Source organism: Pseudomonas karstica, from assembly GCF_009707515.1.
Lineage (GTDB): Bacteria > Pseudomonadota > Gammaproteobacteria > Pseudomonadales > Pseudomonadaceae > Aquipseudomonas > Aquipseudomonas karstica.
On record NZ_WLYI01000003.1, the window covers coordinates 184,245 to 204,341 of the forward strand.

Here is a 20,097-nt window from a genome sequence, read left to right on the forward strand (position 1 = left end):
CCCAGATCGACTGAGTCCTCACTCCAAAAAACACTGCTGAGCAATCCACCATGACCCAGCAAAACCTTTTTCTCGGTATCGACTGCGGCACCCAGGGCACCAAGGCCATTGTCCTCGACGTGACTAGCGGTAAGGTGCTGGGCCTGGGCGCCGCCAGCCACACATTGATCAGCGGAGCCAACGGTTGCCGCGAGCAAGACACCAGTGAATGGCTCGACGCCTTCACCGAGGCCACCCACCGCGCCTTGCAGCAGGCTGGCGTGGATGGCCAGGACATCCTTGGCATTGGCGTGTCCGGCCAACAACATGGCCTGGTGTTGCTGGATGAGCAAGGCCAGGTTCTACGCCCGGCGAAGCTGTGGTGCGACACTGAAACCACTGCGCAAAATGATCGACTGTTGCAGCACCTGGGCGGTGAAAGCGGCTCTTTGGAGCGCCTCGGCGTGGCGATTGCGCCAGGCTACACCGTGTCCAAGCTGCTGTGGACGCGGGAGCAGCACCCGGACATTTTCGCCCGCATCGCTCATATCCTGCTGCCCCATGACTACCTCAACTACTGGCTCACGGGTCGTGCCTGCGCCGAATATGGAGATGCCTCGGGGACTGGCTATTTCAACGTACGAACCCGGGAGTGGGACTTAGCCTTGCTGGGTCATATCGACCCCAGCGGCCGCCTGCAAGCAGCACTGCCCGAACTGATCGAAGCCGACCAGGCCGTCGGCACTATCCAGCCCGCCATCGCCGAACGCCTGGGGATCAATCCCAATGCACGGGTGTCCAGCGGTGGCGGCGACAACATGATGGGCGCCATCGGCACCGGCAACATTGCCCCGGGGGTGATTACCATGAGCCTGGGCTCGTCCGGCACCGTCTATGCGTTCAATGACCAGCCCACTGTCAGCCCACAGGCCTCGGTAGCCACCTTTTGCTCGTCCAGCGGTGGTTGGTTGCCGTTGATCTGCACCATGAACCTGACCAACGCTACCGGGGTTATCCGCGAGTTGTTCGAACTGGACCTGGCTGGTTTCAACGCCCTGATAGCCCAGGCGCCGATTGGCGCCGACGGCGTCAGCATGTTGCCGTTCCTCAATGGCGAACGGGTGCCTGCCCTGCCCCATGCCACCGGCAGCCTGCATGGCTTGACCATGACCAACCTGACTCGAGCCAACCTCTGTCGTGCCGTGGCCGAAGGCACTACGTTCGGCTTGCGCTATGGGCTGGACCTGTTGCGCCAGACCGGCCTGCAAAGCCAAAGCATCCGCCTGATCGGCGGTGGCTCGAAAAGCCCCATCTGGCGGCAGATGGTGGCCGACATCATGAATACCGAAGTGATTTGTACCGAGCAAAGCGAAGCCGCAGCCCTGGGCGCGGCGATCCAGGCGGCCTGGTGCCAGACCGGCGAAAGCCTGGCGCTACTTTGCCAACGCTGCGTCAGTGTTGACCCGGCCAGCCGAACCCTGCCGAACCCTGCCAGCGTCAGCGCCTATCAACAGGCCTATGAGTGCTATCAACAGCATGTGGCATTCCTTTAAGAGCGAACGAATATGTATCTGGTATGTGGCGAAGCGCTGTTTGATTTTTTCAGCGAAGAAGAGGCCGATGGCCCTGCCTCGAAGGTCAATTACAAAGCCATTGCCGGTGGCTCACCGTTCAACGTAGCAGTGGGTTTGCGCCGCCTGGGCATCGATGCAGGGCTGTTTGCCGGGTTGTCCAACGACTATCTGGGGCGCCGCCTGTTGCAAGTGCTGAAGAACGAAGGCGTATGTGAGGACTACCTCCTGGAGTTCTGCGCGCCGACCACCCTGGCGATGGTCGCGGTGGGCGCCAATGGCTCACCGCAGTACAGTTTTCGTGGCGAGGGGTGTGCCGACCGACAGTTGCAACTGGAGCACCTGCCAGCCTTGGGCGCCGACATTCGTGGCTTTCACATCGGTTCTTTCTCCCTGGTGGTACAACCGATTGCCGACACCTTGTTGGCCCTGGTCCGACGGGAAAGCGGCAAGCGCCTGATCAGCCTTGACCCCAACGTGCGCCTGAACCCTGAGCCGAATATTGAATTATGGCGTGAGCGCGTGTCTGAACTGGTCAAGCATGCCGACCTGATCAAGGTCAGCGATGAAGACCTGCACCTGCTATATCCCGACCAGTCCCCGGAAAGCGTCCTGCAAGGCTGGCTCCAGTACCGTTGCCAATTGGTGTTCCTGACCCGTGGCGGTGACGGCGCCACCGTGTTCAGCCGTCAACACGGCAGTTGGTCGGCGCCAGCGGTCAAGGTGGTGATGGCCGATACAGTCGGGGCCGGTGACACCTTCCAAGCTGCGTTGATTGCCTGGTTGACCGAGCAGCAACTGGACTCGGTGGATGGGTTGCACACGCTCTCCCGGGAACAGATCGACAGCATGCTCGGCTTCGCCATTCGCGCAGCGGCATTGACCTGTGCCAAGAACGGGCCCGACTTACCGTATCGGCATCAATTGCCAGCTATTTTTCCTTGAACACACGGGTCAGGCTGGCCCCCAGTACGCCCCCTACCACCGGCGCCAGCCAGAACAACCAGAGTTGGGCCATGTAGGCCGCTCCTGCAAACAACCCGGGGCCGGTACTGCGGGCCGGATTGATAGAGGTGTTGGTCACAGGGAGAGTGACCAGGTGGACCAGCATCAGCGCCAGTCCGACTGCAATGGGAGCGACCCCCTCCAATGCTCCCGGCCCGGTAACCCGCATAAAGATAAAGACATAGAAGAGTGTTGCCACGACCTCGACCACCAACGCTGCCAACAGGCCGTATTGGCCCGGGCTTAACTCACCATACCCATTGGCTACGAACGCACCCATTTCAAAACCCGGCCGCCCACTGGTAACCAAGGCCAGGACAGCAGCCGCCACGATGGCGCCGGTCACCTGCGCAATGATGTAGGGCAGCACTTCGACTCCCGCAATGCGACGTCCAACCCACAAACCAATAGTCACCGCCGGGTTGAAGTGCGCACCGCAAATACCGCCCACGGCGTAAGACATGGTCAGCACCGCCAACCCAAACGCCAAGGCCACGCCGAAAAAACCGATGCCCAGTTCCGGGAACGCCGCCGCCAGGACCGCCGCGCCGCCGCCGCCGAATGTCAGCCAGAATGTTCCGAGAAACTCTGCTGCAATTTTCTGTTGCAAGATCAACCCCACGTCATGCGCATGCCATCATCATTGATGACTCGGCAGGAACGTTAGCAACACTGAGCCCCGTGTACGTATCAGACTTTTCCGATTAGGCAGCTAGAGAAGTAAGCCAGCAGTGAACATACATTCCTGGTTTTTACAGCTGACGCGACCTGACGACGCACACCTGCCCTACCATGAAACCTGTCTGCTAGCACGACAGTGGGAGTGAGACAACTCCCTCACTGCACGTTATGCTTTCGCACTTGAAATCGGCAGAAAGGATTCGCCATGCGGTTCAGTTACTGCACTCTCGCCACATTCACCGCCCTGCTCTGCTTCGCCCTCGCAATTATCTGGGGCTTCAAGCCTGACCTATTGTTATGGTTATGGAGTGTTGAGTACTCAAGCGCCATGGGGCTGGTCGCCCGGCGCAATGCCGCGCTGTTCCTGGCCGTGGGCATCATGTTCTATCGCGCGCGTCACTCCCCGCCCTCGGTAACACGTAAAGCCATGACCAGCGGTTTCGTGACCGGGTGTTTTGTATTGGCGGTATTGGGATTCGGCGAATGGCTCAATGGGCACGCAGGCCCGGGAATTTTGCTGGCGGTCGCCACAGAGGCAGCCTTGGGCCTGGCATTTCTCCAGATCCGCCATTCATCGTTGAAGCAACCTCAAGCGTCCATTTAGTTACCAGGAGCGCTCCCCGCCTCGCTTTAGGGCTGGGGCATGCTGATGCTTGAGGTCTTCACGCAATCCGGTGATCAGGTTGCAAATCGCTCGACTACTGTCGAGTTTGTCGGCGCAAATGCCGGTCACTATCAGGTTCACTCGCTCATGGTCTTTTTCGTCGTAGACCTTGACCGTCAGCGAGGCGTCCTCGGCCTTGATGCACTCGCAGCGCTTGGGCAAAAAACTTCCTTCAATAATGCTGCGTAACTCTAGATCCGAAAGCATGGTCCACCTCTCCTTCCTGACATTTTCATGTTGATTTGATGCGCCATGCCAGCCGTGGACAACGCCCTCAATCATCAAGCCTACGCGGCAATTTATCCCGGTGTTGTATCCTTTTCTCATAAGCAACCCAGATACTTAATATAAGATCCATGGCGTCGCCTTTAAAATGTACGCGTGTTTTATCCGTAACCCCTTACAAGGATGCATCATGATTTCCCCCCTTCATCTCTCCCTCGCAAGCCTCGCTCTGACAGGACTGTGCACCCAGGTCAACGCCGCGAAACTTGAAGACATTGCTCCCTACCCCAAGGCCGACGCGGGTTTCGTGCGGCAGGTGATCCATCTGCCAGTGCAAGCCAACGAAGAGCATTTCAAGGTCGAGATCCTAGCTGGCAAGACCATGAACGTGGACTGTAACCAGCACCGGTTGGGCGGCGTGCTGGAAGAAAAGAACCTCGAAGGCTGGGGCTATTCCTTTTATCGGTTGGAGAAAGTCAGCGGCCCCATGAGCACGCTGATGGGCTGCCCTGACGGCAAGACCCGCAAGGACTTTGTTCCCGTGAAGGGTGATGGTTTTGTGCTGCGTTACAACAGCAAGTTGCCCATCGTTGTATATGTACCAAAAGATGTCGAAGTTCGTTATCGGATCTGGTCGGCGTCGGCCACAGTCAATAACGCAATCGCCGAATAAACGCGCTTAAACGATTAATCCGGTGTGACTGCGTTTTTGCGTGACGACTCATTCGGTGCACGGGCATAGCTCTCGAAGTTGAGCAGGCACCGAAATCAATCACCATCAGGGTCTGGACCTGGGCTTTACGAATGACATATGAAACGTATACGATTCATATATCGACCAGCACAGTGAACCTTATGGGCATCGTCAAGATCACCGACCAATTGCACGAGCAACTCCGCCTGGCCAGCGCCACGATGGACCGCTCCATCAACGCCCAGGCCGAGTTCTGGATCAAGATCGGCCTGTTGGCCGAACTCAATCCCCACCTTGCCTACAATGACCTGATCAACAAGTTGTTGCTGGACAAGCCCGACCTGATCCGAGGGCGTAGCTGATGATCAAGAGCATCGAACAGATCGCCTTGATGCGCGAATCGGGCCGCCTTCTGGCGAAGGTGTTCAGCATGCTCGACGGCTTTGTCGCGGTCGGCCAGTCGACGCTGGAACTGGACACGGCGGTGGAAGCCTTCATCCGACATGAGCTGCACGCCCGTCCGGCCAGCCTGGGGCAATACGACTACCCCTTCAGCATCAACACCTCGATCAATGAAGTGGTGTGCCATGGCATGCCGGATGCCAAGGCCGTGCTCAAGGACGGTGACATCGTCAACATCGACATCACCCTGGAGAAAGACGGTTTTATCGCCGACTCCAGCAAGATGTACATGATCGGCACGGTCACACCCAAAGCCCGGCGCCTGGTAGAGATGACCTTCGAGGCAATGTGGGCCGGGATCCGCCAAGTCCGCCCCGGCGCACGCCTGGGTGATATCGGGCATGCCATCCAGACCCATGCCCAAGGCAACGGCTACAGCGTCGTGCGCGAGTATTGTGGCCACGGCATCGGCCGGCAGATGCACGAAGAGCCGCAGATCCTGCACTTCGGCCGTCCAGGCACCGGCATGACGCTACGCGAAGGTATGGTATTTACCATTGAGCCAATGCTGAACCAGGGCAGCGCGAAGGTCCGCAGCTTGAAAGATGGCTGGACGGTGGTGACCCAGGACAAAAGTTTGTCGGCGCAGTGGGAGCACACCGTCGCGGTAACGGCGCAGGGCTTTGAAGTGCTCACCCTGCAGCAGCAACCCACTGATTAACCCAGCGCCCATGGATTCCAGGGCACGACCGCAATGCCGTTGCAGGAGCGAGCTTGTTCGCGAAAAACCTCAACGATAACCTGTGCATCCTGGATAAACGCGTCGCCTATGCGTTCTTCGCGGGCAAGCACCTGGCGTCCCCCTGAACAGCATTGCAATCAAGGCTAGGGCTGTCGCCTCGGCGTCAGGTTATGGGTAAGATACCGGCCTTTCGCGCAGCCCTTTTCTGCGCTTGCCGAATTAAGTCGATCCCATGCCCTTCGAACTCAGCGTTGACCTCACTACCTTGGCCATCTTGGCCTTCGTCGCTTTTATCGCCGGTTTTATCGACGCGATTGCCGGCGGTGGCGGCTTGCTGACCACGCCAGCGCTGCTTACCGCAGGCATGCCGCCCCATCTGGTGTTGGGTACCAATAAACTGAGCTCGACCTTCGGCTCGGCCACCGCCAGTTTCACTTTCTACCGACGCAAACTATTCCATCCGAGGCAATGGGTGCATGCGATCGTCGGCACCTTGATCGGGGCGCTCATCGGGGCCATGGTCGCCCATTATCTGCCCGCTGAAACGCTGAACAAGATGCTGCCGGTGATTGTTTTCGGCTGTGGCGTGTACCTGCTGTTTGGCGGTACGCCCAAGGCCGTTCTGGACAACGATGCACCGATCAAGAAGAAATGGCAGTCAACCCAGGGCTTTGGCCTGGGTTTCTACGATGGCGTCGCAGGCCCGGGCACCGGGGCATTTTGGACTGTCAGCACTATGCTGTTGCACCCCATCGACCTGGTGAAAGCCAGCGGCGTGGCCCGCAGCATGAACTTCGTCAGTAACGCAGCGGCACTGTCGGTGTTCATCTTCAATGGCTCGGTGGATTGGATCGTCGGCTTGTGCATGGGCGTTTCGGTGATGGTGGGTGCGTTCTTTGGCGCGCGCAGCGCAATCAGCGGCGGCGCCAAATTCATTCGCCCGGTATTCATCATCGTGGTCCTGGGCCTGACCGTACGCCTAGCCTGGCAGCACTGGTTCAGCGTGGCCTAGACGACGGGCCAGGTAGAGGTCGATCAAGTAGCGGGCAATCGAGCGCGACGCCGGTAACGGCGGCAACTCACGGATATTGAACCACTGCGCGTCTTCGATCTCATCGGCCTGGGGCACGATATCGCCGCCGGCGTATTCAGCATGAAACCCCAGCATCATCGAGTGCGGAAACGGCCAGCATTGGCTGCCTATGTACTGGATATTTTTAACCTCCACCTGCACCTCTTCGCGCACTTCGCGGATCAGGCAATCCTCGGCCGACTCACCCGGCTCGGCAAAGCCGGCCAGGGTGCTGTAGACCCCGCTGACAAAGCGCGGCGAGCGGGCCAGCAGAATCTCGTCGCCACGGGTTATCAGCACGATCATGCTGGGCGAAATCCGCGGGTAGCTGCGCAAATCACAGGCCTGGCAGTACATTGCGCGCTCCCGTGGCACCTTGGCCATGGCCTGGCCGCAACTGCCACAAAAACGGTGTTCCCGCGCCCAGGTGCCGATTTGAGCGGCATAGCCCAAGACCTTGTACAAGGTATGATCGCCTTGCAGCATGAACCCGCGCAGGCCTTGCCAACTGCAGCCTGGCACATCGCTGGCCGCGTTGAGTTCCAGCAGGTAGACCGGCTCGCCATCGAGGTGGCCGATGCCATGTTCGGCGAACACCGACAGGTCCTGGCGCTTGAGCCATTCCCTGGGGAACAGTGGCCCGTTGTCATCGTGCAAGAAGCCTTCGCGGCTGCGGGCCACGGCCCATCCGCCCGGGGTGTCATTGTCCAGCAACGTCGTGGTAATCCAGCCTGGGGTCATGTTTGGTCAGTCCACAAATTCGGGTTTCTGCTTGCTCATATGGGCCGCGATGGCCACGCGCAGGTCATTGGATTGCAGCATAGCTGCGTTCCAGGTAGCAACGTAGTCCAGGCCGTCGTTGATCGTATGGTCACGCATGTAGCTGATCATCGCCTTGGTACCGGTCACGGCAATCGGTGATTTGGCGGCGATTGCCCGGGCGATGTCCATCACCCCGGCCAACAGGCTTTGGTAATCGCTGTAGGTGCGGTTGACCAGGCCGATGCTGCGCGCTTCCTCGGCACCAAAGGTGCGCCCGGTGTACGCCAGTTCGCGAAGCATGCCGTCACCGACAATTCGTGGCAGGCGTTGCAGGGTGCCAACGTCGGCGGCCATGCCGATGTCGATTTCCTTGATGGAGAATTGCGCGTCATCGGCGGCGTAACGCATGTCACAGGCACTGATCAGGTCGATGGCGCCACCGATGCAATAACCATGGATAGCCGCCAACACCGGCTTGCGACAGTTGTCGACGGCATTGAACGAAGCTTGCAGTTGCAGGATCTTGCGCCGCAGCAGACGCGCGTTGCGTCCGACATCCTTGCCGAAATCATTGGCCACCGAGGCTAGCATCATCAAGTCGATGCCAGAAGAAAAATGCTTGCCTGCGCCACTCAGTACCACTGCACGCACGGCGTCGGTGTCTTCGATCCATTGGAAAATATCAATGATCTCGGTCCAGAACGCGGCGTTCATGGCATTGATCTTTTCCGGGCGATTGATCTGCACATGGGCGACGTTGCCTGCGAGTTCTACAACAAAGGCTTGGTATTCGGACATGGCAGTGATCCTTGACTGGCGGCTGATAAGGCCCGAACTATATCAAGGGAGTATGACGAGGGGTAAGGCTGTGCATCGGCCAAAAGCGGGACTGGGAATCAGCGGTTCAAGATCCTGGCGACTGCTGCGCCTGCGGTGACAGGATTGACCGTGCTCGGCAGACATTAGTTAGCCTGCTTTCTTTTCCTCCCGGCCCACGCCATCATGCGCTCATCCCTCGCGAACGAACTCTTATGCCTGCCGCCTCCAGTTCCCTGTCGATCACCCTGCAGATCGTCTCCATCGTCTTCTACACCTTTATTGCCTTTATCTGCATTGGCCTGCCGATTGCGGTGATTCCGGGCTATGTTCATGAGCAACTGGGGTTCAGTGCCGTAATCGCCGGTATCACCATTGCTTCGCAATACCTGGCAACGCTGCTCAGCCGCCCCATGGCCGGGCGCATGTCGGACACCGTAGGCACCAAGCGGTCCATTGTCCTCGGCCTGAGCGGCATCTTGCTGAGCGGCGTGCTGACGCTGCTCGCCACCTTATTACAAAGTCTACCGCTGCTAAGCCTCAGTGTATTGATAGTGGCCCGCGTGCTGCTGGGCGTGGCCCAAGGCCTGATCGGCGTGGGCACCATCAGTTGGTGCATGGGCCAGGTGGGCGTCGAGCACACCGCCCGGTCGATTTCCTGGAATGGTATCGCCTCCTATGGCGCAATCGCCATTGCCGCGCCGCTGGGAGTGATGATGGTTGCCGAATACGGCTACAACAGCCTCGGGATCGCCCTGTCAGGGTTGGCGGCCCTGGGCCTGTTGTTGGTTCGTAACAAGCCGTCGGTGCCGGTAGTGCGTGGCGAGCGGTTGCCGTTCAGGGCCGTATTCGGACGTATTGCGCCCTTTGGTGCAAGTTTGTGCCTGGCATCCATTGGCTACGGCACCTTGACGACCTTTATCACCCTCTACTACCTGAGTCGCGGTTGGACCAGCGCCGCGTACTGCCTGACGGTATTTGGCGTTTGCTTCATCCTGTCACGGCTGCTGTTTATCTCCAGCATCCACCGCTTCGGTGGTTTCACGACGGCGATAGCCTGCATGACGATTGAAACCCTCGGGCTGGTACTGCTCTGGCTGGCGCCGTCCACCGGCGTGGCACTGATTGGCGCCGGCCTGACCGGTTTTGGCCTGTCGCTGGTATACCCGGCCCTGGGTGTCGAGGCGATCAAGCAAGTGCCCAACAGCAGCCGTGGCGCCGGGTTGAGTGCCTATGCGGTGTTTTTCGACCTGGCACTGGCGATTGCCGGGCCACTGATGGGAGCCGTGGCACTGAACCTGGGGTATTCGTGGATATTCTTCTGCGCTGCATGGCTCTCGATCAGCGGCCTGGGCCTGACTTTGCTGCTCAAGCGTCGCGCCTACTGATCCACCGCCTGCATACCTGCCTGCGTTTGTGGTGCAAGGGCGTGGCTGAAGAAGCGCCCGGCCTCCTCGATCAGGTTGCGATGAATGCCCTCGCGATCGACCCCCGCGGCATCGGTGCACAGTGCCGGCATGCGCGCCCGCTGATCGTTATCGCAGGGCGCCATGAAAATGAAGTGCCCTGCTCCCGCCAACAGCTTGAAGTCCGGAGGCTGCGGCAACTTGCGTGCCAGGGCGGCGGCGTTCTTGTCTAGTGCTACCAGGTTGTCGCCGTCACCGCTGTAGAGCAGCACCGGAACATGCACATCCGCCAAGGTGTGACGACCAAACATCAGGCTTAACGGGGCCATCAACATCAAGGCATGGATCCGAGGATCGGCCTGGGGTTGCAGGTCATCGCGGTCGACAATCAACTCACCCTTGGCGCTACACGCGTCACGGTCCTGCGGACGTTGTTGGCAATAATGTCGCAGCCGGCCCAGGTCAGGCTTGGCCCCCGCCAGAATCAACGCCGTCTCGCCACCCGCCGAATACCCGATGATGCCCACCTGATCACCATTGACGGCTGGGGACAGCATTGGGTCGCCCAGGGTGGCAGTGATCGCTTCGGAAATCTGGATGGGCCGGCCGTACAAATTGCTCAAGGTGCCCAGGCGGCTGTGGTCTTTGTAGTTGTCACCGGGATGCAGTACCGCCACCACGACAAAACCCTTGCGCGCCAGGGAGGTGGCCAGGTCATGCAAGGCCAGGGGCGTACCGGTGTTGCCATGGGACAGCATCAGCATCGGAAAGCGGCCAATGGCGACCTTCGAGTCCTCGGTGGCCGCAATGCGATAGGCGCCTACTTGAGTCGAGCGCTCGTGAGCGCTGGAGGGGTAAAAAGCGATGGCTTTCATCGGCTGGGCATCCAGCGGATCGAGAAAACTCATGCGATGAAAGCCCGCGTTCCAATGAGAGGTCGACGCGGGGGCGGCGTGCACTGAGCCCAGGCCATCGAGCAACGAAAGAACCAGAACTGCACAAAGACGCATCATGGGGATGTCCACCTTTGCTGCGTGACCATAGGGACGGTTAAACCCATGCCAGCATAACCTGGGTCAAATAGCAGGCAGCGCGAGAACCAAAAAACTCCGTACTCCGGCCGCTTCAGGCCACCAGAATACAGAGTTTAGGCATCTCGAATCAGATGGATATCGAGGGGAGCTGAAATTTACACAAGCCTTACGCAGCAGCGAACAATTGCTCGTTGATGTGCACATTGGCGTCGCTCATCGCCTTGCTGCGCAACTCGTCACCATAAGCCAGGCCATGGGCGCGGACGAATTCGATGTCGGTGATACCGAGGAAGCCCAGCAGAACTTTCAGGTAGTCTTCATGAGCCACGCCAGTGGCTTGGCCGGCGTGCAGACCGCCAGAGGTGGAGACCACAATCACTTTCTTGTTGCCACACAGGCCTTCAGGACCGGCTTCGGTGTAGCGAAAGGTCTGGCCAGCGACTGCGATGCGGTCGATCCAGGCTTTGAGTTGGGTTGGGATGGTGAAGTTGTACATCGGTGCAGCCAAGACCACTGCATCGGCGGCGAGGAATTCGGCCAGGGTCCGCGCGCTCAGGTCGGCTTCATGTTTTTGCACCGCATTGCGCAACTCGGCGGCAGTTCCGAGAGCTCCCAGGGTAGCGCCGGAGAAGTGATCGATGCCTTCGCTGGCCAGGTCGCGGTAGGTCACTTCGACACTTGGTTCAGCTGCCTGCCAGGCCTTGACCACGCCAGCACTCAGTTGGCGGGAAGCGGAGTTGTCACCAAGGATGCTTGAATCGATATGCAATAGTTTCATGGGGGATCTCCAAGTGTGGACCGCCACCGGGCGATCAAGTTGTGATAATCCTACAGATGAAACCAATAGCTGATTAGTCGGTTAAAATGCGATAGTTCGTCCCACTGATAGGACAATAGGCCTTGCATGCAAGATCTCAACGACCTTTATTATTTCGCCAAAGTGGTGGAAGCCGGTGGCTTTGCCGCCGCAGGGCGGCTATTGGGGGTTCCCAAATCACGGCTGTCGCGGCGCATTGCCGAGCTGGAAGAACGCCTCGGTGTGCGCCTGCTGCAACGTACCACCCGACAATTGACCTTGACCGCCGTCGGTGAGCGGTACCTTCGCCATTGCCAGGCGATGCTGTTGGAAGCGGAAATGGCCGATGAGGCGGTGGCCAGCATGTCCAGCGAACCGCGAGGCCGGTTGCGCGTCAGTTGCCCGGCAGCAATGGCCCAACATATGCTTCCGACAGTGGTTGCCAGATTCCTCGCCGCCTACCCACTGGTGCAACTGGAAATGATGGTGGTCAATCGCCGCGTGGACCTGGTGGCTGAGAGCATCGATGTCGCACTGCGTGTGCGTGAACAGGGGGATGAAGACCCATTGCTGGTGACCCGGCGCCTGCGCCAGGCCCAGACGGCGATGGTTGCCAGCCCGGAATTCGTGCGTAATCGCCAGATCAACAGCCTCGAAGACCTCAAGCAGTTGCCCGTACTGGGAGCCCTGGAAGCGGACCGATTGGTGCACCTGCGCATTCTGGACCCGCAGGGTAATGCCCAGGACTTGGTCATGGAGGCGCGCCTGGGCATTGACGATTTTCTGGTACGCAAGGCCTGCGCCATTGCCGGGCTGGGTTTCACCGTGCTGCCAATGATGTACTGCGAAGAGGAGCTGGCCAGCGGGCAGTTGGTGCAACTGTTACCCGAATGGTCTTTACCGGGTGGCTGGTTGCAGGCCGTTTACCCTCACCGCCGCGGCGTATTACCGGCCATACGTGCCTGGATCGATTTTCTGGATGAAGCCTTCAAAAGCTGTGGAGACCGTTTGCTATGAAAATGAGCGAGGAAGACGTTGCCAATTTCTGCCTGAGCCTGCCCGGCGCACGGGAAGACTACAAATGGGGTGGCGTACGGGTGTTCTCAATTGCCGGGAGCAAGATGTTCGCCCTGCAGAACCTGCGGGGCAAATCCCTGGCGTTCAAGGTCGACAAAGAACTGTTCCTTGGGCATGTGGATCGCCCGGGGATTCACCCCGCACCCTACTTGGCGCGGGCGCAATGGATCATCATGGAAACGCCCTACCCTCTGGGCGCTGAAGAACTGCGCGGCCTGCTGCAACGCTCTCACCAACTGGTGGTGAGTAAACTGCCCAAGCGCACGCAGGTCGGCCTGTTGCTAGAACAGGGACAATAACGTACCGCCGAGAAACAGCTGGTCAATCCAGAACACCTGGTGCAGCAGGACGATCCCCCAGAACACCACTTGGTACGACACCTTGCGGGTCTTGTGGCGAAACACTTGCTGGGCAATCAACGCACCCGGCCAGCCGCCCGCGAGCTCCACCGCGTGCAGGACGTTTTCCGGAGTACGCCAACTGTCGGTGCGCGCCTTGCGTTTATCACTCCAGTACAGGAAGAACGCCACAATGCTGACCCCGCTGTACGCCACCAGCGGGATCAACGAGACGCTGCGATACCACAGCAGTGCCGAGCCGAACACCGGCAAGGCACACAGCAACACCAATACCAAAACCTTGAAGCGCGGATGTTGGATGGCTGGATTATTCATGTTCTTCACGCCTGCGCGGCCGCCCAATCGATCCAGCCAAACTGCCAGGTAGCCAGGATCACCAGGCCGAAAACAATCCGGTACCACGCAAAGGCCGCATAGCTGTGGTTGGCGATGAATTTGAGCAGGCCCTTGACCGCAATCATCGCAAAGATGAATGAGGTGACAAAGCCAACGGCAAACACCGGTAGGTCATCGGGCTGAAACAGCTCACGGTATTTGTAGCCCGAATACACCGCTGCACCGACCATGGTGGGCATTGCCAGGAAGAACGAAAACTCGGTGGCGGTCTTGCGCGACAGGCCAAACAGCAGGCCGCCAATGATGGTCGAGCCAGACCGTGAGGTACCGGGAATCATCGCCAGGCACTGCGCAAAACCAACCTTGAGGGCATCTTGCCAGGTAATCTCATCGACGGTTTCAGCGTGGATTTCATGTTGGCGGCGCTCAGCCCACAGCATGATGATACCGCCCACCACAAGGGCCGTGGCCACGGTAATCGGGTTAAACAGATACTCGTGAATCAGGTCGGCAAAAATCACTCCCAACACCACTGCGGGCATAAAGGCCACCAACAGGTTGACGGTAAACCGCTGGGCGTTACGTTGGCTGGGCAAGCCTGTGACCACGTCGAGAATCTTGCGCCGAAACTCCCAGACCACCGCGAGGATGGCACCGAGTTGGATAATGATGTTGAACGCCATAGCCCGCTCACCACCGAACTCAAGCAAGTCGGCGACGATAATCTGGTGGCCGGTGCTGGAGATCGGCAGAAACTCCGTCAGGCCTTCGACAACGCCTAATATCAATGCCTGTGCGGCGGTCCAAAGATCCATACTTCCCCCAAAAGGTCATGCTCGCGGCATGCCTCGTCGATATTTTTTAGTGGTTCACTAACGAAAGGCGCGCTTATACCCCAGCGCAAATGATCAAGACCGAACTGCAAACATTCCGTAAGAAATCAGGCAGGACTCAGGTTTTTTGATTCTGGGCCGAAAGCCTATCAGACAAGCCCGATTTTCGCTTTGCGATATTGAAGTGCGTGTTGATACGGCACTGACCATTATAAAAACACGGAGTGACAGGACCATGAACAGTTTGCGCAATATGTCGATCAGCCGGCGCCTCTGGTTGATCTTGATCGTTGCCGTGTTGATGCTGCTGACCCTGGGCCTGCTGATGCTCAAGCAGATCCATGGCGATCTTTACCAAGCCAAGAGCCAGCAGACCCAACATGTGGTACAGACCGCCAACGGGGTGCTGGCCTATTACCACACCCTGGAAACCACTGGCGTGCTGACCCGTGAAACTGCGCAAAAGCAGGCTTTGAGCGTGATACGCGGACTGCGTTATGACCACGACGATTACTTCTGGATCAACGACCTGACGCCCGTCATGATCATGCACGCGGTCAACCCCAAGCTGGACGGCCAGAACCTGTCGGCGATTCGCGACCCGGACGGTTTTGCCGTGTTCAATGAGTTTGTCACCCTGGCCAAGGCCAAGGGTGCCGGAATGGTCAATTACCGCTGGCCGAAGCCTGGGGCCGAGGCGCCGGTGGAAAAAACATCCTATATCCAACTGTTTGAACCTTGGGGCTGGATCATCGGCTCGGGCGTCTACGTCGATGATGTACAAACCGAGTTCCGTGGCCAGGTATGGAAAGCCTCGATGATGGGTCTGGGTATCGCCGTGATCATGGCCCTGCTTGTGGTGTTGATCGCTCGCAGTATCGTTCGCCCCCTGCAAGCAGCAGTGAGCGCCATGGCCAATATCGCCAGCGGCGAAAGCGACCTGACCCGCAGCCTCGACACCCACGGCCAGGACGAAGTCACCCAACTGGCTCGTCACTTCAATAGCCTCACCACCAAACTGCGCCAGGTGGTCGGCCAGCTACAGGATTGTGCCAATGCCCTCGGCCAGTCATCTGCCGAACTGGGCAGCAACGCCAGCCAGGCCCATGACCGCAGCCAGCAACAATCCCAGCAAATGGAGTTGGTGGCGACGGCAATCAACGAAGTCACCTATGGCGTACAGGATGTGGCCAAGAACGCCGAGCATGCGGCCAGCGAGATGCGCGACGCCCAAGCCCAGGCCGAGCAGGGGCAAGTCAATATCGACGGCAGCCTGCAACAGATTGATCAGTTGTCCGCCACCATCAACCAGGCCGTGGAAGTGATCCGCACCCTGTCCAGCGAAAGTACCCAGATCGGCGGCGTGCTGGAAGTGATCCGCTCCATTGCCGACCAGACCAACCTGCTGGCGCTCAACGCAGCCATCGAAGCGGCCCGCGCCGGTGAGCAAGGACGTGGGTTCGCGGTCGTGGCCGATGAGGTACGACTGCTGGCCCAGCGCACGCAAAAATCCACCGCGCAAATCCAGGCCATGATCGAACGCCTGCAAGGCCATTCGGAAGCGGCGGTCAAGGTCATCAGCGACAGTCACCTGGCCTCACAACTGACGATCGAACAAGCCGGCCAGGCCGGTGCCAGCCTTAACGCCATCGGCCAGGCCTTGCGCAACCTCAATGGCCTGAATGCCTCGATTGCCAGTGCCACCTTGCAGCAGGCCCATGTGGTGGAAGACATCAACCAGAACGTCACCCAGGCAGCCGGGCTTTCCCACGGCACGGAGTTGGCCGCCGAGCAGTCGAGTGTCGCCAGTGCACATTTGAAGGGCTTGAGTGAACAGTTGGGTGGGTTACTGCGCCAATTCAAGATCTGATACATGCCTACAGAACTTCTGAAGGTCCTGCGGCCCTTATCGCAGCCTCGTGCCTCGACAGCGGCTACACAAGCAATCCTTGTAGCCGCTGGAGTAGTCCATGCTCCTATAAAGGTGCCTGTTTGGTTACAATCGGCGCCCTCTCCCACTCCCCAAGGAAACCCCATGTCCGGGCTTGAACTGTTTGCCGCCGCGCTGGGGGTGATCGCCGTCTGGTTGACGGTCAAACAGAACCCCTGGTGCTGGCCCATCGGCCTGGTGATGGTATTGCTGTACACCTGGGTGTTTTTCGAGGTGAAGCTGTATTCCGATATGTTGCTGCAAGTGGTCTACGCCGCCCTGCAACTGTACGGCTGGTGGCAGTGGACCCGGGCCGGTGAGGTCAGGCAAGGCCGTCAGGTCACCAGCCTTGGCCTGCAACCGATCCTTCTGAGCCTGGCCGTCGGCGCCATGGGCAGTCTGCTTCTGGGCGCTGCCATGGCCCACTGGACCGATGCCGCCCAGCCCTGGCTGGACGCCGCCTTGACCGGTTTCAGCCTGGTAGCGCAAATGTGGATGGCGCAAAAGCGTGTGCAGTGCTGGCCGCTGTGGATTGTCGTAGATGTGATCTTTGTCGGCCTGTTCCTCTACAAGGGCCTGTACCTCACCGCTGCACTTTATGCCTTGTTCACCGTGATCGCGGTGCAAGGTTGGCGCGAGTGGCGTGCTGATCCGGCGTTGCGGGCATGAAAGTGGTGGTCATGGCCGGTCCCGAGTCCAGCGGTAAAAGCTGGCTGGCAGCGCAATTGCAGGCACATTTTGGTGGCGTGATGGTCGGGGAATATGTGCGCTATTTCATCGACTACCACCAGCGCGACACCACCCTGGACGATATTCCGGGCATTGCCCACGGCCAACTGGCCTGGGAAGACGCCGCACGAGCGGAACAGCCTGCACTGTTGATTCTCGACACTCACCTGCTGACCAACAAGCTGTGGAGCCTGACGCTGTTTGGCGATTACCCCGGATGGCTCGACAGTGAACTGCTGGCCCGGCACTACGACTTGCACTTGCTACTGTCGCCCGAGGATGTCGGCTGGGCGGAAGATGGGCAGCGTTGCCAGCCGGAACTGGCGGATCGCCTGGCGTTTTTCCAGGCGAGCCGAGCGTGGCTGGAACAGCATCGGCAACCGTTCCTGGTGATTCGGGGCGATTGGGAGGAACGCCGTATCAGGGCATTTGCAGCGGTGGAACAACTGCTGCGAAGGTGATGCACCGACGCTTCTCCCCTCGCCCTATCCGGTTTTATTTATCCTTCTCGCTGATCACCTGCAGTTGGTACTGCGGATCCGCTTTGATCTGCTGCTCGGTAAACGGCAACGGGCTCAACTTCTTCCTGGAGAACGCCTGGGTCTGGTCCTGCGAATACGTGGAGGCCGGGTCGCTGGACACCGAAAACGCCAAGACCCCTTCGGCCTTGGGGCCCTTGTCGTCAAAGGTGACGATTTGCAGGTAGCTGCTGCCACTGATGACTTCACGCTTGCCGTCTTTGTGGGGCACGCTCTGCATCGCGTTATAAATACCCAGCTCTTGCGGCCCGCCGTGAATCGGGGTTTTACCGGACACTTGGATCTCACCCCAGCGACTGTCCTGATTCAACCCCAGCTTGATCACTTCAACTTGCGAGGCCAGCATCGCCTCACGCAACGCCTTGGCCACCGGCGCCCGATCAATGGCCAGCCCCCGCGGTGTGGTGAGCGGTTGTGCCGGATCAAAGTCTACCTGCCACACATCAGGCTCGTGTTGCAGTTGCTTGAACAGGTTGATGAAGTGCACCAGCCCCAGGCCGCTGTCCAGATTGGCGCGCTGGTCCCAGTTTTTCAGGCTGTCGCACACAGGCATCAAGGTGGTGGCATCAGCGCCCAGGTCTTTTTTGCAAAATTGCAGCAGGTCCGGCATGACTTGGCTGGCGAGGTACACCTGGTTATCCATGACCATGCGCTGCAGGTCAGCCGGGGTGATCGGTTGCTTATCCAGTTCCTGCAAGCGCTGCAAGGCGAAACGCGTACGTGCGCCCAAACCGATGCTGTCCTGGCTGATCAGCGGTGAGAACCCTGTCAATGGCGCCCTGGGGTTGACCATCCACGCCGAGTCGTTGGAGTGCTGTACATAATCATTGCGCTCCAATTGCGGCAATTGGTCGGCGGGGAAAATTCCGACCTGGGCGGCACGTGGATCAACGTCCCAGGCACAGGCACTATGAGCGCCGTCGAGCATAATGAATCGCAGGCCAGCGCGAGGGTCACTGCATTGCGCCAGTTTCTTCGCACTGACGTTGGGCACCACCGACAGGTTCATATACAGGCTCTGGCCCTGGTCATCTGCTGCCACGGTGTTGACCCAGGGAATGCCTTGCAGGGTATGTACAGAGGTTTGTAATTCCTTGAGGCTGCCAGCGCGGTTCATCGCGTACCACTGCTGCAATACCCGGTCGTTGCCCAGGTTTGCGTCACGCAGGCTAAAAGCATATTGGCTATTCCAATCCAGCTTGCCCGGCCATTGCACCACGGGGCCAAATTGCGAACTGTAGACCGTGTGCGATTGGCTTTTGCTGCCACCATCGGCGGTTTTCATCTGCACCGTGAGGCTGGTTTTATCCATCGGCACAGACTTGCCGTCCAACAGGTAGCGCGTTGGATCTTTCGGGTCCAGGGTCAAGCGGTACAAGGTGAAGTGCTTGGACGTGTCTACAGTATGAGTCCAGGCCACGTGCTGGTTAAAGCCGATGTTGATCACCGGCAACCCTGGCAAGGCTGCGCCCATCACATCCAATTGACCGGGAATGGTCAGATGCATCTCATAGAAGCGCATTCCACCAACCCACGGGAAATGCGGGTTGGCCAGCAACATCCCGCGGCCATTGAACGAACGGTCACGCCCTACCGCTACCGCGTTGCTGCCGCGATCCAGGGTAAAACGCTGTTGATTGGCGCTCGCAACCTCAAATGCCTGGGGCGCTGGCAGCACACCTGCGGTGCTGTCAGGGGGCCTGGCACCCACCAGGGCCTCGGCGAATTGCCCGACACCGCCTTCCACCAGCAACCGTCGGGTCAATTTGACCAAGTCTTCAGGGGTAATCGCCCGTACCCAGGCGCCTTGACACTGCTCGGGTAGGCCATGGGCGGTGCGCTCCTTCAAATAACGGTTGTAGCCCGCCACGTAGCCTTCGATCCGCTGCTGCATCTGCGGGGTCTGGGCCATCCAGAACGCCGCAACCGCTTGCGGGGTGTTCAGCCAGGTGAAGAACATATCGCTGGTGAGATTGTTGCGCCGCTCCAGAGTGGATTGCTCGGCCCCGAAATACCTGGCGCGCTCACCGTTTACGGTGACCACTTCATTCGCCAGCAGGCACAGATTGTCCTGGGCATAAGCGTAGCCAATGCCATAACCCAGCCCGCGCTCGTTCTTGGCAAGAATATGGGGCACGCCAAAACTGGTACGGCGGATTTCGGTGGGGTTGTCCAGCGGTTGTACTTGAACGCAGGCACAAAGGCTCACACCCAGCAACATCCCCATAAAGGCTGTCTGCGAAAACTGTTTGAAAATACCCACGTGGACTCCTGGCACGTTGATGAAGAGAACAACTTGGGGTGCCTGCCATGACAGCAGGAATGAACCCTTCAAGTAGAGACGTGGCGTTCAGGAGAAATTTAGCGATTGAGGGCCGGTTCTGGTGTCTCGATGTGTCACAGACTTGATACCGACAAAATTTCTACATTGTGCACTTCATGATT

22 protein-coding genes are annotated in these 20,097 nt (G+C 59.0%); 13 read left to right on the top strand and 9 right to left on the bottom strand.

Annotated elements, in window-relative coordinates; genetic code table 11:
- The first annotated feature begins 50 nt into the window (after nucleotides 1–50).
- A complete protein-coding gene (xylB, locus tag GIR22_RS03425; protein ID WP_154741944.1) occupies nucleotides 51–1,532 on the top strand; it encodes a xylulokinase in 1,482 nt (493 codons plus the stop codon).
- 12 nt (nucleotides 1,533–1,544) lie between these two features.
- Complete coding sequence (locus tag GIR22_RS03430) at nucleotides 1,545–2,495, top strand: carbohydrate kinase family protein (protein WP_154741945.1); 951 nt, start codon at nucleotides 1,545–1,547, stop codon at nucleotides 2,493–2,495.
- Here the strand turns inward: GIR22_RS03430 and aqpZ are convergent.
- Nucleotides 2,482–3,165 (bottom strand): aquaporin Z, encoded by a 684-nt coding sequence (aqpZ, locus tag GIR22_RS03435; RefSeq protein ID WP_154741946.1) that lies wholly within the window; start codon nucleotides 3,163–3,165, stop codon nucleotides 2,482–2,484. The genes GIR22_RS03430 and aqpZ overlap by 14 nt on opposite strands.
- 276 nt (nucleotides 3,166–3,441) lie before the next feature.
- Here aqpZ and GIR22_RS03440 point away from each other — a divergent pair, with 276 nt between their 5' ends.
- Nucleotides 3,442–3,840, top strand: coding sequence for a hypothetical protein (locus GIR22_RS03440; RefSeq protein WP_154741947.1), 399 nt, complete (start codon nucleotides 3,442–3,444; stop codon nucleotides 3,838–3,840).
- On the opposite strand, the gene GIR22_RS03445 is transcribed toward GIR22_RS03440, so the two are convergent.
- Nucleotides 3,841–4,107 (bottom strand): DUF1652 domain-containing protein, encoded by a 267-nt coding sequence (locus tag GIR22_RS03445; protein WP_154741948.1) that lies wholly within the window; start codon nucleotides 4,105–4,107, stop codon nucleotides 3,841–3,843.
- 208 nt (nucleotides 4,108–4,315) lie between these two features.
- On the opposite strand from GIR22_RS03445, the gene eco reads away from it, so the two are divergent.
- The 4 genes from eco (at nucleotide 4,316) to GIR22_RS03465 (ending at nucleotide 6,975) form a co-directional block, all read left to right on the top strand.
- The gene (gene eco / locus GIR22_RS03450; RefSeq protein WP_154741949.1) at nucleotides 4,316–4,798 is read left to right on the top strand and encodes a serine protease inhibitor ecotin; all 483 of its coding nucleotides are present in this window, start codon (nucleotides 4,316–4,318) and stop codon (nucleotides 4,796–4,798) included.
- Nucleotides 4,799–4,980: 182 nt separating this feature from the next.
- Nucleotides 4,981–5,181, top strand: coding sequence for a ParD-like family protein (locus GIR22_RS03455; protein ID WP_088424292.1), 201 nt, complete (start codon nucleotides 4,981–4,983; stop codon nucleotides 5,179–5,181).
- Nucleotides 5,181–5,942 (top strand): type I methionyl aminopeptidase, encoded by a 762-nt coding sequence (gene map, locus GIR22_RS03460; RefSeq protein ID WP_154741950.1) that lies wholly within the window; start codon nucleotides 5,181–5,183, stop codon nucleotides 5,940–5,942. Before GIR22_RS03455 ends, map begins: the two co-directional genes overlap by 1 nt.
- A gap of 253 nt (nucleotides 5,943–6,195) precedes the next feature.
- Nucleotides 6,196–6,975, top strand: a complete 780-nt coding sequence (locus tag GIR22_RS03465) for a TSUP family transporter (protein ID WP_154741951.1) — start codon at nucleotides 6,196–6,198, stop codon at nucleotides 6,973–6,975.
- On the opposite strand, the gene nudC is transcribed toward GIR22_RS03465, so the two are convergent.
- Both nudC and GIR22_RS03475 read right to left on the bottom strand, forming a co-directional pair.
- Nucleotides 6,943–7,776, bottom strand: coding sequence for an NAD(+) diphosphatase (gene nudC, locus GIR22_RS03470; RefSeq protein ID WP_154741952.1), 834 nt, complete (start codon nucleotides 7,774–7,776; stop codon nucleotides 6,943–6,945). The two genes, GIR22_RS03465 and nudC, sit on opposite strands and share 33 nt — an antisense overlap.
- A 6-nt stretch (nucleotides 7,777–7,782) precedes the next feature.
- Nucleotides 7,783–8,595 carry a crotonase/enoyl-CoA hydratase family protein gene (locus tag GIR22_RS03475; RefSeq protein ID WP_154741953.1) on the bottom strand — a complete coding sequence of 271 codons (813 nt, stop codon included), beginning with the start codon at nucleotides 8,593–8,595 and terminating at the stop codon, nucleotides 7,783–7,785.
- Between the two features lie 233 nt (nucleotides 8,596–8,828).
- Here GIR22_RS03475 and GIR22_RS03480 point away from each other — a divergent pair, with 233 nt between their 5' ends.
- A complete protein-coding gene (locus GIR22_RS03480) occupies nucleotides 8,829–10,001 on the top strand; it encodes an MFS transporter (protein WP_154741954.1) in 1,173 nt (390 codons plus the stop codon).
- Here the strand turns inward: GIR22_RS03480 and GIR22_RS03485 are convergent.
- Nucleotides 9,995–11,032 carry an alpha/beta hydrolase family protein gene (locus GIR22_RS03485; RefSeq protein WP_154741955.1) on the bottom strand — a complete coding sequence of 346 codons (1,038 nt, stop codon included), beginning with the start codon at nucleotides 11,030–11,032 and terminating at the stop codon, nucleotides 9,995–9,997. The genes GIR22_RS03480 and GIR22_RS03485 overlap by 7 nt on opposite strands.
- A 187-nt stretch (nucleotides 11,033–11,219) precedes the next feature.
- Nucleotides 11,220–11,831 carry an FMN-dependent NADH-azoreductase gene (locus tag GIR22_RS03490; protein WP_154741956.1) on the bottom strand — a complete coding sequence of 204 codons (612 nt, stop codon included), beginning with the start codon at nucleotides 11,829–11,831 and terminating at the stop codon, nucleotides 11,220–11,222.
- Nucleotides 11,832–11,957: 126 nt separating this feature from the next.
- On the opposite strand from GIR22_RS03490, the gene GIR22_RS03495 reads away from it, so the two are divergent.
- Nucleotides 11,958–12,866: a LysR substrate-binding domain-containing protein gene (locus GIR22_RS03495; protein ID WP_154741957.1), complete on the top strand. Its 909-nt coding sequence runs from the start codon at nucleotides 11,958–11,960 to the stop codon at nucleotides 12,864–12,866.
- Nucleotides 12,863–13,225, top strand: a complete 363-nt coding sequence (locus GIR22_RS03500; protein WP_154741958.1) for an MmcQ/YjbR family DNA-binding protein — start codon at nucleotides 12,863–12,865, stop codon at nucleotides 13,223–13,225. Before GIR22_RS03495 ends, GIR22_RS03500 begins: the two co-directional genes overlap by 4 nt.
- On the opposite strand, the gene GIR22_RS03505 is transcribed toward GIR22_RS03500, so the two are convergent.
- On the bottom strand, nucleotides 13,208–13,600 hold the full coding sequence (locus GIR22_RS03505; protein WP_154741959.1) for a DUF1294 domain-containing protein: 393 nt from the start codon (nucleotides 13,598–13,600) through the stop codon (nucleotides 13,208–13,210). The two genes, GIR22_RS03500 and GIR22_RS03505, sit on opposite strands and share 18 nt — an antisense overlap.
- A gap of 5 nt (nucleotides 13,601–13,605) precedes the next feature.
- Nucleotides 13,606–14,436, bottom strand: coding sequence for an undecaprenyl-diphosphate phosphatase (locus GIR22_RS03510; protein ID WP_154741960.1), 831 nt, complete (start codon nucleotides 14,434–14,436; stop codon nucleotides 13,606–13,608).
- A 253-nt stretch (nucleotides 14,437–14,689) separates the two neighbouring features.
- Between GIR22_RS03510 and GIR22_RS03515 the strand changes: the two genes are divergently transcribed.
- From GIR22_RS03515 to GIR22_RS03525, 3 genes are all read left to right on the top strand, one after another.
- Entirely contained in the window at nucleotides 14,690–16,324 is a 1,635-nt protein-coding gene (locus GIR22_RS03515) for a methyl-accepting chemotaxis protein (RefSeq protein WP_154741961.1), read from the top strand.
- A gap of 165 nt (nucleotides 16,325–16,489) precedes the next feature.
- On the top strand, nucleotides 16,490–17,053 hold the full coding sequence (gene pnuC, locus GIR22_RS03520; RefSeq protein WP_154741962.1) for a nicotinamide riboside transporter PnuC: 564 nt from the start codon (nucleotides 16,490–16,492) through the stop codon (nucleotides 17,051–17,053).
- The gene (locus tag GIR22_RS03525; protein ID WP_154741963.1) at nucleotides 17,050–17,574 is read left to right on the top strand and encodes an AAA family ATPase; all 525 of its coding nucleotides are present in this window, start codon (nucleotides 17,050–17,052) and stop codon (nucleotides 17,572–17,574) included. The genes pnuC and GIR22_RS03525 overlap by 4 nt, the downstream gene beginning before the upstream one ends.
- 34 nt (nucleotides 17,575–17,608) lie before the next feature.
- Here GIR22_RS03525 and pvdQ read toward each other — a convergent pair whose 3' ends face one another.
- Nucleotides 17,609–19,879 (bottom strand): bifunctional acylase PvdQ, encoded by a 2,271-nt coding sequence (gene pvdQ, locus GIR22_RS03530; RefSeq protein ID WP_154742047.1) that lies wholly within the window; start codon nucleotides 19,877–19,879, stop codon nucleotides 17,609–17,611.
- Nucleotides 19,880–20,097 lie beyond the last annotated feature (218 nt).